This window comes from Moraxella nasicaprae (assembly GCF_025643275.1).
Classification (GTDB): domain Bacteria; phylum Pseudomonadota; class Gammaproteobacteria; order Pseudomonadales; family Moraxellaceae; genus Moraxella; species Moraxella nasicaprae.
The window spans coordinates 1,656,351-1,669,213 of sequence record NZ_CP089977.1; the positions used below are offsets into that span (position 1 = coordinate 1,656,351).

The following is a 12,863-nucleotide window of genomic DNA, read 5'->3' on the forward strand; positions in this document are numbered from 1 at the left end:
TCTATTGGAGAACTGAACAATGTACGCAGTTATTAAAAGTGGTGGCAAACAACACCGTGTTAGCGTTGGCGAAACTTTGAAAGTTGAGCTACTAAAAGCTGAAAAAGGTGAAACCCTAAAAATCGAAGAAGTATTGATGGTTGTCAATGGTTCTGACATTAAAATCGGTGAGCCGCTGGTTGCTGGTGCAAGTGTAGAAGCCGAAGTTGTTGAGCATGGTCGTGGCAAAAAGGTGCGTATCGTTAAGCATCGTCGCCGTAAGCACTACCACAAAGAGCAAGGTCATCGTCAATGGTACACCGAGCTTAAAATCAAAGCCATCAACGCTTAATTTTTCTACATTTATTTTTAATGCGATGGCAATAGCCCAGAGCATTCACAGGAGATATTCTCATGGCACACAAAAAAGCCGCAGGTTCTACTCGTAACGGTCGTGATTCAAACCCAAAAATGCTTGGCGTAAAAGTATTTGGCGGTCAAGATGTTGTTGCTGGTAACATCATCGTTCGTCAGCGTGGCACAGAGTTTCACGCTGGTGAAGGCGTAGGCATGGGTCGCGACCACACGCTATTTGCCTTGACCGAAGGCGTGGTTAAATTTGAGACCAAAGGTCAATTTAACCGTCGCTATGTATCAGTTTTGGCGAAATAATCTCGCTGACTGATTGATACAGTCTTAGACCTATTATGGAATATCCATGATGGGTCTTTTTTATTTTTAAGCGTGATGTGCGGTTTGTAATATTTTTTGATGGCAGATTGCAGGTTTATTTGTTTGGCATGGCATTCATCTACGGATAAACCATAAAATTAGGCCAAGACATTGGATAATGTTTCTATTGCGTTTGCAATCACTTTGGCGACAGGGCTTGCAACCGTTTTGGGTAGTGCATTGGTTTTTTCAAAAAACGCCCCTACGCACTTTGTCGTTCGGTTTGGCATTTGTGGTGGGGTGATGGTTTTTGTGTCTTTGACAAAGATTTTCAATAAATCGATTGAAAATTTTTGGCAAAGTCAGTTCATTTGGCTTGGCGTGGGTAGTGATTGCTTTTTTGGTGGGATTGGTGGGTGGTTGTGTTGGATTGATTGATTCCCAATCCGTACGAAACCTTAGATGTTCAAGACCCAAGATTTCACGACCAAAAGCAAAGTTACCTAAAACGCATTAGGCTAATGTCAGTTTTTGCAATTACGGCACATAATTTTCCTAAGGGTTTGGCGACCTTTTTTGCGACAGTCGAAAACCCAACCATTGGATTGCCATTGGTATTGGCAATCGCTGTATATAATATTCCAGAGGGTATCTTGATTGCAGCACCGATTTATTTTGCCACCCAAAATAAGAAATTGACGGTATTTGCTTGTTTGATTTCAGGATTGGCAGAACCGTTGAGGGCATTGATTGGCTATTTTTTGCTTAAATCATTGTTATCACCTGAAACTTTTGGCTGGGTGTTTGGTATTATCGCAGGCATCATGGTGTTTTGGCGTTGGACGAATTATTACCAGCAGCCAAACGCTATGCTGATGGGCATGAGACGGTTTATGGTTTGGTAGGTGGTATGGCGGTGATGGCATCAGTTTGGTGTTAGTTACTGCATAGATTTGCTGTATTCGTACATTAACCATCAGCCGTAGCCAGTCCTTGCAAACCTTACAAAAACTGCCAGTAACGGCATAGTTATCCACCCTATGTTCATCAGTTAAAAACCAACTACTATCTTTGGGAGTGAGGGTATGGGTATTTTGATGAATGATATTTTGCATTGGTTTTAAATTGGGGCGATACAGGCACACTAAAAGCCAATGGTAAAACCAAAGGGGTAATGGGCATCAGTCATATCATTGAAGCCAGAATGCGTAAAGATGGTATGAGCTATGATGGGGTGGTGTCTATGCTGACAGATAAGATTGTGCCTGCGATTGCACAGGGACGTGTTTTTGATATACAGGTATCACATAATGGTAATGAAACCAGCAAGCTGACTTATGATGGTCATTTTGTAGTATTAAGAAAAGCCAAAGGTAGTAATGCTTGGATTATCACAGCGTATGATTTGTTTGAAGGTGGTCGTGGTAAGGTAGATGGCAAAACCACGCCTACTGAACATCAGTCCTATTCCTCTCGTGCTGATGCAGGAGCTCCAAACAAATCTAGTGTACCATCTACTGACACTAACAGCAACCAAAAATACGCCACAAGGAGCATGAAGTAAACTTAATCAAGCGTCAGGGAAATAATAGCTGGGTCATTACAGCGTATGAGCCGTATCAAGGGTCAGATGATGGCAGTAGTGTAGGTGGATATACATCTACCCCTACGCATACCAACCCTACAATTACTCGTGATGATATGGGAGCATCTGACGAAACCAGTGTACCATCTGCCGACACTCAGGACAACCAAAAAATACGCTACTCTGTACGGCATACGGTAGAACAGGAGCTGGATAGACCACTAACGAAGTGTTTGATTCTTTGATTGATGAGCGTATTGATGAGGCTTACGCCAAATAAAAACCCTGCCAAGCGACAGGGTTTTTATTTGGGTTATTTTTGCACCCATTGACGAATTTTTTCTCGTTCTTCTTCTGAGGCATTGAGCCAAAGTTGCATAAATCCATCAAGGCTATTTGATTTGACCTGAGCTGGCACGCTGGCAGAGGTTTGAGCAGGAATTGCCGCTGGAATTGTGGTAGAGGTTTGGCTGATACCAGCAAGGGCTTGCTGATTGGCGATGACTGCTTTGTTATTTCGACCAAAAATACCGCCCAAAGTCTGACCAAGACCTGCCAATAATCCTGCTCTGTTTTCGGTGCTGTTTTCCTGAGCGATGATTTTGCCGTTTTGTACGACAGCAAGGCTTGGCGATTTGATGTATTCCTGAGCGGCTACATAGTTATTTGGTTGATTTGGCATCACAAGCTGATAGGTTTGATTATCCGCCAAATCAACGGTCAGGGTAATACTGTCTGATTTTAGGTAGTCGTGTTCTTGGTTTCGCAAGTCAAACAAGCGGTCATAGCGTGCCGTGATGACATGGCGACCAGCATCAAGAGTAAACTGTTTTTGTAGCGGTTGCAGTAAGCCTTGTTTGATTTCTTTGCCATTGATGGCGATGACTTTGATGTGATTATCCACATCAAGTTGCACCTGAGCAAAGGCGTGATGGCTCAGCAGGGCTGCTGCTGCGATGGCGATGATTTTTTTCATGATAATCCTTAAAATCGGTGGAGATTGCCTAGCAAAATAGCACTTTTTGGCAGGCTTGGCAAGAATTTTTTGATGATGCCATCAAGATTTTATCAGGGATTTTTATTTCATTGGGGTTTTGTTGTGATGTTGGATTGTTGGTGTATCACAAAGCCATACTAAAAATCAAACAACTAAGCAGAGTAAATTTTGGCGATGATTGAAAAAAGTATGCCATAAAGATAACTTGCTTGCGACAAAAACTTGGGGTAAGCGAATAACTTGACTTGGCATACTTTTTCAAGCATTGCCAGTTAGTTTTGGTCTGGTTGCAACTTTGTCAATTTTGTCAATCACTTACATCACTTAAAATGATGGGCTGTGCATACCATCTGTTTGACCGTGATTGGTCAATTCTAATAAAAAGGTCTGCTTATCAATCAGCTCTTTGGTTTCGTTGATGGTTTTTTTGGGAATTTGTTTTTTGAGCAAGGTTAATTTTGGTACGATGGCTGTGATGACGGCGATGATGTCGCCTGCATTGCGTGGACCTTTGAGTAATAGATGTTGATAAATCTCATCTGGCAGGCGTAGATTTTTGTGCTTTAAGATGGTGCTAAGCAGTTTGTCTCTGTCTTGCTCATGGTCAAACACAGGGATTTCTAGCAGTGGACTTAGTGACAGACGGGTTATCAAATCAGGCAGTCCGATAGCCAGTTCTTGGGCGGGATTGTCTGCTAAGAATAGCATTTGTTTTTGTTGTTCACGCACTTTATTGATTAAATCAAACAGTCCTGTTTGCCATTCATAGCTATGGCGTATGTATTGCAAATCATCAATGATGACCAAATCAAACATATCCAGCCCAACCAAAGCATCAGCATTGGGGTCTTGATGAATGAGGTCTTTTAGGGATAGACTGATGGCGGTTTGGCGTGTCTGCTGGGTATAGCTGTGATAAATGGCTGTCGCCAGATGAGTCTTGCCAGCACCATAGTCACCCACGATGAACAACTCTTTGAGTTCGCCAGCCATCAGTTTGGCAACCGCTTCGTTGATGGCAGAAAAACCATCAAAACGAAAATCAGCCAAGCTAATTTCGTGGCGGATATGAATGTCTAGCAAATCTTGATATGCAGTCATTGTATGGTTTTTCTCATCTAATCAACTATCGATTATATATATCATAGTCTGTGTTTATCATCAAGCAAAAATCATCAAAGTTGCCATTTGTTTTGATAATAACTGCTATTTTGGTAGGCGTGGTAAGCATGCTCAAACAAAACTTTCAGCACAGCCGAGACGGGTAAAGCAATGAGCATACCAACAAAGCCGAACAAAGACGCACCTGCCAGCACTGAGAAAATGACCCAAAGTGGCGACAGACCGATTTTATTGCCCAATAAAAATGGTTGTAAGACATAAGATTCAATCACTTGCCCAACCATGAACGCCCCAAAGATAAGCCCTAGATACACCCAATCTAAGCCAAATTGGAATACGCCAGCCAGCAAAGCAGCGATGATGCCCAGTCCAAACCCCAAGTATGGCACAAAGCTGGCAATGCCTGCACTGATGCCAATGATAAGCCCAAGTTTTAATCCAATCAATTCAAGCTGAATGGCGTAAATCGCTCCAAGTAGCAACATCACCAATAGCTGACCTTTGGCAAAACTCATCAATGCCTCATCACAATCTTTGGCGATTTGGCAGACTGTATGGGTGTAGGCTTGTGGCACGGCATTTTTCCAAGTATCTAAGCGTGCTTGCCAGCCAATCAAAAAATAAAAAATCAAAATCGGCACCATCACCACCAAACCAAAACCGTTGGCAAAGCTCATGCCAGAGGCTAGGGCAGTTTTTAAAAAACCTTGTGCGTCAGCAAATTGATAATTTTCTTGCAGATAGTTGATGATGGTGTTAGACAAGATGTCTGTGTCTAGGGCAAAAAGCTCACTGCCTGTGTACTTGGACAGCCAAGGGCTTGCAACATTATTATACCAAGCAACCCCAGCAGGTAATGATTGCCATAATAGCAACATCTGCTCCCATAATTTTGGTGCCAGCCAGACAAATAAAGCAATGATGAATAATAGACTACTAATATAGACAGTCAAAATCGCTCCAATGCGTGGCATCAGCTTGCTGAGACGAACGACTAAGGGGTTTAAAAAATAAGCCAAAATAAATGATGCAGCGAACGGTGCAATCACTGATTTCATCAAAAATAATGTGTATAGAAATAAACAGAGTGCTACTAATATCAACAATCTGCGAAAAAATGGGTCGATGGTGACTCTGGGCATTGTCTTGATTTCAATAAAAATAAGATAAATAGAGTTATTTTAATTATTTTGAGTGCTTTTTTCAATGAAAAATGATGAAATTTTATTACAAGAAATGATGAAATTGATTAATTTTTTAAAAACACTTTGGGTAAAAATTTGTTATAATTAGGTTTGTCATTTGTTTCTAGGATTGGTTACCAAAAAGGGTGTTATATGAGCGGTCAAATTTCTTTAAGTTATAAAGATGCAGGCGTAGATATTGATGCTGGCGAAGCGTTGGTGTCTCGTATTAAATCGGTGGCAAAAGCAACCAGTCGTCCAGAGGTGTTGGGCGGTTTGGGTGGATTTGGTGCATTGTGCCGTATTCCACAGGGTTATAAATCGCCATTGTTGGTTTCAGGCACAGATGGTGTTGGCACAAAGCTAAAACTTGCCCTACAACTAAATCGTCACGAGACCATTGGTCAGGATTTGGTGGCGATGTGTGTGAATGACTTGTTGGTGTGTGGTGCAGAGCCATTGTTTTTCTTGGATTATTATGCCACAGGCAAACTTGATGTCGATACGGCAGCAACAGTGATTGCAGGGATTGGCGAGGGCTGTCAGCTTGCTAATTGTGCATTGATTGGTGGCGAGACTGCTGAGATGCCTGGTATGTATCAGGACGAAGATTACGACTTGGCAGGTTTTTGTGTGGGCGTGGTTGAAGAAGATGAGGTCATCACAGGGGCTAATGTTCAAGAAGGCGATGTGTTGATTGCTTTGGCATCTAGTGGCGTGCATTCAAACGGCTATTCTTTGGTCAGAAAAGTCCTTGAAGTGACGGGTGTTGATGTGAATGCACATATGCTGGCAAATCAGTCCCTTGCTGATGCCTTGATGACACCGACACGCATCTATGTTAAGTCAGTCAATGCACTACAAAAAAGTCTTGGCAATGCCAATATTCACGCAATGGCACACATCACAGGTGGTGGTCTGACCGAAAATCTACCACGAGTATTGCCTAAGCAGCTGGCAGCACAGATTGACACACAAAGCTGGCAGTTGCCAGAGCTATTTCAATGGCTGCAACAGGGCGGCAATATCCAAACCATGGAAATGTATCGCACCTTTAACTGTGGCGTAGGGTTTGTACTGGTTGTGCCACAAGATAAGGCAGAGCAAGCAATGAGTGAGCTGAGTGCTCATGGCGAGACAGTCTGGCAGATTGGGCGGATTGTTCAGCGTACAGCGGGTGCGGTCGAGTATGTCTAATCCGCTAAAAATCGCTGTTCTGGTCTCAGGCAGTGGTTCAAATCTACAAGTGATGATTGATGGCATGCAAGCTGGTCGATTACCGATTCAGATTGTAGGTGTGATTAGTAATAACGCTGATGCTTATGCCAACACTCGCACAATGCAGGCTGGGATTGAGCTGGCGTTATTGTCGCACACCCAAAGTGGCAAGCGTATGAGCATTGCCACTTTCGAAAAACACGCTTTGGCACAGATTCAAGATTGGTCGCCTGATTTGGTGGTGTTGGCTGGTTTTATGCGGGTATTATCTGCTGATTTTATCGCATCTGTACCATGTCCTATCATCAATCTGCACCCATCACTACTGCCACATTATAAAGGATTAAACACACACGCCCGAGTACTGGCATCTGGCGAGCGGTATCATGGATGTAGCGTGCATTTGGTTACTGCCCAATTGGACGCAGGCAAGGTATTGACCCAAGCCAATCTTGCCACTCATGCAGGCGAGACGGCTGACCGGCTTGCCAAACGAGTGCAAAGATTGGAGCATCAGCTGGTACCATTGACACTGACCATGATGGCATCAGGATTGATTGATGCGGCTAATACATCAAATAGCCAGATTGATTTACCATTAAGACTGTGGTTTGACTAAAAATAAAAAAGCTGTCTAAATTAAGACAGCTTTTTTATTTTTTTGGAAAATTAGTGATTTTCTTTGGCGTGGTTTAGGGTGTATTTGGGAATTTCCACAACCAAATCTTCGCCAGCCACGATGCACTGACATGATAGGCGAGAGTCTGGCTCCAAGCCCCATGCACGGTCAAGCAAATCGCCTTCGATGTCGTCCATCTCTTCTAGGCTATCAAAGCCTTGACGAATGATGACATGGCAAGTGGTGCAGGCTTTTGACATATCGCAGGCATGCTCAATTTTGATGCCATGCTGATGCAGACCTTCTAGCAGGTTATCGCCTTCTTTTAGCTCAACGGTTGCTCCTTCGGGGCAAATTTCGTGATGGGGTAATACAGTTACGGTTGTCATAATGTGTTCTCTTTATTTTGGCTGTTAGCTAGTTTTGCCAATCGCTGGTGCGTGTGCCAGCAAGGGCATTTTTGACATTATTATCCATGATGATGCTGGCAAACTCATCGCTGGCGGGCTTTAATTCCACCAAAGCAGCATCAATGTGGGCTTTATCGTTTTGGGTTAAGGTTGTCTTGACAGCATCCATTTTGGCAATCAGGTTGCTTTTTTGGTCGTCACTAAGTAAAGCAGCAAACTCATTGAGGGCGGATTCTAAGGCGATAAGTTCTCGCTCTGCTTCTACCTTGGTTTCAATCAGCATACGAGCCAGTTTGTCTTCTTGGGCGTGAGCAAAGCCTGCCATCAACAGTTGTTCTTGCTGCTCAGGACTAAGACCATAGCTTGGACTGACTTCAATTTGACTGCTGACACCTGTGGTGGTTTCTTTGGCGGATACGGTCAGTTGCCCGTTGGCATCGATACTAAATGTTACCTCAATGCGTGCCAAACCTGCTTTCATGGCGGGAATACCATACAGCTCAAAGCGTCCAAGACTGCGACAATCTGCCACCGTGTCTCGCTCGCCTTGTACGATATGCACCACCATGCCCGTTTGACCATCTTGGTGTGTGGTAAAAGTTTGGCGACGAGCCACAGGAATGGGCGTGTTGCGAGGTATGATGACTTCAACCAAGCCGCCCATGGTTTCAAGACCCAAAGATAAAGGTGTGACATCAAGCAGAAGCAAGCCGTCATCTTTTTTATTGACCAGTTGGTCGGCAGCAATGCTTGCCCCTAAGGCAACGACTTCATCAGGATTGATATTGCAAAGCGGTTCTTTGGCAAAATGTTTGGCAACCGCTTCACGAATCACAGGCATGCGAGTTGAACCACCCACCAAAATGATGTCATTTAGATTGGATTTGTCCAGCTTAGCATCAAGCAGCACTTGTTCACAACTTTGCAGGGTTCTGCGAATGACAGGCTCAATGATTTGGGCAAGAGTATCATGATTAAGCGTGATATTTAGTGTTTGATTAGCGATGCTTAGCTCAACATCTACGGATGTTACTTTGCTTAGTTGCTGCTTATATTGTTTGGCAAGTTTGGCAAGTTTGGCTTTTTGAGTATTATCAATATCAGCAGGGTTGAGCTTGGCGGATTTGATGAACCAATTGGCAATCAAACGGTCAATATCATCACCCCCTAGGGCACTGTTACCGCCAGTGCTAAGCACCTCAAACACACCATCGGTCAGACGCAGTAGTGATACATCAAAAGTACCACCGCCTAAATCATAAATCAAATAAGTACCATGTGTGGTCGCTTTATCCAAGCCATAAGCAATGGCGGCGGCGGTCGGCTCATTAAGCAGACGAAGTACATGAAGACCTGCGGCACGAGCAGCGTCTTTGGTGGCAGTGCGTTGAGCCTCATCAAAATAGGCAGGCACGGTAATGACCGCCCCTTGAATGCTGTCTGCTGGTAGAGCGGCTTCGGCATGGCGTTTTAGGCGTGCCAAGATGTGTGCAGAAGTTTCTACTGGGGACTTTTCGCCTTGCGAGGTGATGAATGCAGGCATGGTTTGTTCATCGCCAGCCAAGTCATAAGGGTGTGAAAATTTGATGTCTGATTTGGCACGACCCATGAAGCGTTTGGCAGAAATGATGGTGTTCTTGTTGTCGTCAGCAAATGCCAATGCCTCATAACCAACCAAGGCAGTATCGCTTTGATTGCCGTAATAAACCACCGATGGTAATAAAGCACCATCTTTAAATGGCAAAATATCAGCACGACCTGAACGCACCACACCAACCAAGGAATGTGTCGTTCCTAAGTCGATACCGAGTGCGTAGCGATGCTCGTGGGGGTTTTTACTTTGATTGGGTTCGCTGATTTGTAATAAAGACATAATTTTTCTGACCAAATTGGCAATTAAAAATCAAAATTATAGCACAAAAATGATTGGGTATTGCCCAAAATTAGACATACAAATCGTCATCGCCATCATTGCTGGCAAGACTTTGGCTATTTTTGGCGTGAATGTCTTGCTGTAATTTGCTCAAAAATTGCAGTTTTTTGGCGTCATCTTTGGTAGCTTGCCAATGTTGCTGAGCGTAATGATTGGCAAACATCTTAGCTTGTTCATCGATTCGTTGTTGCACATCATTGATTAAGGCATTTAGGGCTGATGATTCTTGCAGTTCGTCAAGCGAAATCCGCAATTCCATCATCTCGTCCAAAAAGTCCCAATCGCTGATGGATTGGTTTAAGTCCAAAGCCTGACCTGATAATTCTAGCAAATAAGCCGCCCGAGTATCATCTTGATACAATGTATCGTAAGCGTGGTTAATCAGCTCTGCTTGCTTTTGGGCATGGGCACTAACATCATCTTGGCGATCTGGATGGTGCTGTTTTTGTAATTCTAATAATCTGTCTTTTAGAATTTTTTTATCAATTTCAAATTGAACTGGTAAACCAAATAAGGCAAAAAAATGATTATCCATCATACCACCATCATACTGTAAAAGATTCGCCACAACCGCATTCGCCTGTTTGGTTTGGGTTGGTGAATTTAAATCCAGAGTTTAGACCTTCGGTCACATAGTCCATTTGCAGACCATTGAGATATACAAGGCTTTTTGGGTCCACAAAGACCGCCACATCATGACTGACAAATTTTTCGTCAATGTCGTTAATTTCATCAACAAATTCAAGAACATAAGCCAATCCAGAGCAGCCAGCCGTTCGTACACCCACTCGGATTCCTTCGCCATTGCCACGATTTTCTAAAAAGGCTTTTACATGCTCGGCAGCACGAGGGGTAAGGCTAATCATACAAACTCCTGATGATTGATGGTGATAATGGTGGGTTAGTCAAGCTAAGACTGCCTGACTAACCAGAGCTGGACTTAGGCTTGTGCCTTAGATTGATAATCTTCGATGGCAGCCTTGATGGCGTCCTCAGCAAGTACAGAGCAGTGTACTTTGACAGGTGGTAGAGCAAGCTCTTCGGCGATGTCTTTGTTTTTGATGGCGGCGGCTTGGTCTAGGGTTTTGCCTTTTAGCCATTCGGTCACCAGCGAGCTTGATGCAATCGCAGAACCACAACCATAGGTTTTAAACTTCGCATCTTCGATGATGCCATCATCGCTAACTTGGATTTGCAAACGCATTACATCACCACAAGCAGGTGCACCCACCATACCTGTACCGACATTTTTGGCGTTTTTGTCTAGGTTGCCCACATTGCGTGGATTTTCATAATGGTCAATAACTTTATCTGAATATGCCATAATAATATCTCTTATTTAATGCACCAAATACACTTGCGATGGCTGGTATTTGGTGGTTTGGGAAAAATTTAATAAAAATTAGTGTTCTTGCCATTCAACAGTAGATAGGTCAATACCTTCTTTGAACATGTCCCATAGTGGCGATAGTTCACGCAGTTTATTGACCGCATCATGAATTTGAGACAATACATGGTCAATGTCTGCTTCGGTGGTGTAGCGACCGATACTAAAACGAATCGATGAATGAGCCAGCTCATCAGGACGACCGATGGCACGCAGTACATACGATGGTTCTAGGGTTGCTGAGGTGCATGCAGAACCTGAGGAAACCGCTAGGTCTTTTAGGCTCATCATCAGGCTTTCGCCTTCTACAAAGTTAAAGCTGACATTGAGCACATTAGGAATGCCGTGTTCTAGGCTGCCGTTTAGATAAACTTCCTCAATGTCTTGCAGACCAGCCCACAGCTTATCACGCAGGGCTTTTACATGAGCATGGTCTTCCTCAAAACGCTGTGCCGATAGAGCGAATGCTTCGCCCATGCCAACGATTTGGTGTGTTGCCAAAGTACCAGAACGCATGCCACGCTCGTGACCACCGCCGTGTTGTTCTGCTTTTAGACGGACACGAGGCTTGCGACTGACATACAAGGCACCGATGCCTTTTGGGCCATAGATTTTGTGAGCAGAAAAACTCATCAAATCTACTTTTAGGTCGCTTAGGTTGATTTTGATTTTACCAACTGCTTGGGCAGCGTCCACATGGAACAGCACGCCTTTGGCACGAGTAATCTCGCCAATGGCTTTAATGTCAGTGATTGTACCAAGCTCGTTGTTTACCGCCATTAGACTGACCAAGATGGTGTCTTCACGCAATGCAGCTTCTACTTGGGCTGGGGTGATGAGACCTGTACCAGCTTCTGGTTCTAGATAAGTGATTTCAAAGCCTTCTTGTTCTAGCTGACGACAAGTATCCAAAATCGCTTTATGCTCAATCTGAGAAGTGATGATGTGCTTGCCACGACCTTCGTAGAAGTGTGCCACGCCTTTTAGGGCTAGGTTGTCTGATTCGGTTGCACCACTGGTGAAGACGATTTCTCGTGGGTCAGCACCGACAGTTTCGGCGATTTGGATACGAGCAGTTTCGACAGCTTCTTCTGCTTGCCAGCCAAAACCGTGCGAGCGAGAAGCTGGGTTACCAAAAGTGCCATCAAAGGTTAGATATTGTACCATTTTGTCAGCCACTTCTTTGGCGACAGGTGTGGTAGCAGCGTAGTCAAGATAGATTAAAGATGTTTGGCTCATGCTAAATTTCCAACTAGGTTGATTGTTGTGATGTGTGAATTGTCTTTTTTGTGTTCAAAAGCCTTGCGTTCCTGTTGGTCGGCAATGGTTTGAGTGTGCTTGGTTTGTAATAATTGGGCAAGCGTCACATTTTTCAAGTAGGCTTCGATATGCACAGACAGATTGTGCCACAGGTCGTGTGTCAGACACATTGAACCATCTTGGCAATCGCCTTTGCCTCCGCATTGCATGGCATTGACGCTCTCATCAACGGCTGTAATAATGCTCATGATATCAATCTCATCGAGCGGTTTGGCAAGATGATAACCACCAGACGCCCCCCGTGTGCTATTGACCAAGCCTTTTTTGCGAAGTTTGGAGAATAGCTGTTCTAAATAGGAAATGGAGATGGATTGGCGTTTTGCAATATCAGATAAAGATACAGCCCCTTGATGGCGATTTTCTTGAACTGCCAAGTCCAGCAGTGCGGTAACGGCGTACCGTCCACGAGTTGTTAAACGCATGCGATTATTTTCCAA

At 44.0% G+C, this 12,863-nt stretch carries 16 protein-coding genes and 1 pseudogene; 7 read left to right on the top strand and 10 right to left on the bottom strand.

Features of this window, described 5'->3' with window-relative positions:
- Positions 1-19: 19 nt before the first annotated feature.
- The 5 genes and pseudogenes from rplU (at position 20) to LU297_RS07795 (ending at position 2,481) form a co-directional block, all read left to right on the top strand.
- Positions 20-331, top strand: coding sequence for a 50S ribosomal protein L21 (gene rplU, locus LU297_RS07775; protein ID WP_263075960.1), 312 nt, complete (start codon positions 20-22; stop codon positions 329-331).
- A 62-nt stretch (positions 332-393) separates the two neighbouring features.
- Positions 394-651, top strand: coding sequence for a 50S ribosomal protein L27 (rpmA, locus tag LU297_RS07780; RefSeq protein ID WP_003659274.1), 258 nt, complete (start codon positions 394-396; stop codon positions 649-651).
- Between the two features lie 171 nt (positions 652-822).
- Positions 823-1,591, top strand: a pseudogene (zupT, locus tag LU297_RS07785) (zinc transporter ZupT).
- Positions 1,592-1,765: 174 nt separating this feature from the next.
- Positions 1,766-2,215 carry a putative barnase/colicin E5 family endoribonuclease gene (locus LU297_RS07790; RefSeq protein WP_263075962.1) on the top strand — a complete coding sequence of 150 codons (450 nt, stop codon included), beginning with the start codon at positions 1,766-1,768 and terminating at the stop codon, positions 2,213-2,215.
- A 137-nt stretch (positions 2,216-2,352) separates the two neighbouring features.
- Positions 2,353-2,481 (top strand): hypothetical protein, encoded by a 129-nt coding sequence (locus LU297_RS07795; protein WP_263075964.1) that lies wholly within the window; start codon positions 2,353-2,355, stop codon positions 2,479-2,481.
- Positions 2,482-2,549: 68 nt separating this feature from the next.
- Here the strand turns inward: LU297_RS07795 and LU297_RS07800 are convergent, their stop codons facing one another.
- The 3 genes from LU297_RS07800 to LU297_RS07810 all read right to left on the bottom strand — a co-directional run bounded on the left by LU297_RS07800 (position 2,550) and on the right by LU297_RS07810 (position 5,497).
- On the bottom strand, positions 2,550-3,212 hold the full coding sequence (locus LU297_RS07800; protein WP_263075965.1) for a DUF2057 domain-containing protein: 663 nt from the start codon (positions 3,210-3,212) through the stop codon (positions 2,550-2,552).
- 345 nt (positions 3,213-3,557) lie between these two features.
- Positions 3,558-4,334 (bottom strand): DnaA ATPase domain-containing protein, encoded by a 777-nt coding sequence (locus LU297_RS07805; protein WP_263075966.1) that lies wholly within the window; start codon positions 4,332-4,334, stop codon positions 3,558-3,560.
- Between the two features lie 74 nt (positions 4,335-4,408).
- The gene (locus LU297_RS07810) at positions 4,409-5,497 is read right to left on the bottom strand and encodes an AI-2E family transporter (protein WP_263075967.1); all 1,089 of its coding nucleotides are present in this window, start codon (positions 5,495-5,497) and stop codon (positions 4,409-4,411) included.
- 195 nt (positions 5,498-5,692) lie between these two features.
- Between LU297_RS07810 and purM the strand changes: the two genes are divergently transcribed.
- Positions 5,693-6,736: a phosphoribosylformylglycinamidine cyclo-ligase gene (gene purM / locus LU297_RS07815; RefSeq protein WP_263075968.1), complete on the top strand. Its 1,044-nt coding sequence runs from the start codon at positions 5,693-5,695 to the stop codon at positions 6,734-6,736.
- Entirely contained in the window at positions 6,729-7,376 is a 648-nt protein-coding gene (gene purN, locus LU297_RS07820) for a phosphoribosylglycinamide formyltransferase (RefSeq protein ID WP_263075969.1), read from the top strand. The genes purM and purN overlap by 8 nt, the downstream gene beginning before the upstream one ends.
- A gap of 50 nt (positions 7,377-7,426) precedes the next feature.
- Here purN and fdx read toward each other — a convergent pair whose 3' ends face one another.
- From fdx to LU297_RS07855, 7 genes are all read right to left on the bottom strand, one after another.
- Positions 7,427-7,765 (bottom strand): ISC system 2Fe-2S type ferredoxin, encoded by a 339-nt coding sequence (gene fdx, locus LU297_RS07825; RefSeq protein WP_263075970.1) that lies wholly within the window; start codon positions 7,763-7,765, stop codon positions 7,427-7,429.
- Between the two features lie 28 nt (positions 7,766-7,793).
- A complete protein-coding gene (gene hscA / locus LU297_RS07830; RefSeq protein ID WP_263075971.1) occupies positions 7,794-9,659 on the bottom strand; it encodes a Fe-S protein assembly chaperone HscA in 1,866 nt (621 codons plus the stop codon).
- Positions 9,660-9,729: 70 nt separating this feature from the next.
- Positions 9,730-10,254: a Fe-S protein assembly co-chaperone HscB gene (gene hscB, locus LU297_RS07835; protein WP_263075972.1), complete on the bottom strand. Its 525-nt coding sequence runs from the start codon at positions 10,252-10,254 to the stop codon at positions 9,730-9,732.
- A 10-nt stretch (positions 10,255-10,264) separates the two neighbouring features.
- Positions 10,265-10,585, bottom strand: coding sequence for an iron-sulfur cluster assembly protein IscA (iscA, locus tag LU297_RS07840; protein WP_263075973.1), 321 nt, complete (start codon positions 10,583-10,585; stop codon positions 10,265-10,267).
- Between the two features lie 74 nt (positions 10,586-10,659).
- Positions 10,660-11,043 (bottom strand): Fe-S cluster assembly scaffold IscU, encoded by a 384-nt coding sequence (gene iscU, locus LU297_RS07845; RefSeq protein ID WP_263075974.1) that lies wholly within the window; start codon positions 11,041-11,043, stop codon positions 10,660-10,662.
- A 78-nt stretch (positions 11,044-11,121) separates the two neighbouring features.
- Positions 11,122-12,345 (bottom strand): IscS subfamily cysteine desulfurase, encoded by a 1,224-nt coding sequence (locus tag LU297_RS07850; RefSeq protein WP_263075975.1) that lies wholly within the window; start codon positions 12,343-12,345, stop codon positions 11,122-11,124.
- On the bottom strand, positions 12,342-12,848 hold the full coding sequence (locus LU297_RS07855; RefSeq protein WP_263075976.1) for an Rrf2 family transcriptional regulator: 507 nt from the start codon (positions 12,846-12,848) through the stop codon (positions 12,342-12,344). Before LU297_RS07855 ends, LU297_RS07850 begins: the two co-directional genes overlap by 4 nt.
- Between the last annotated feature and the right edge of the window lie 15 nt (positions 12,849-12,863).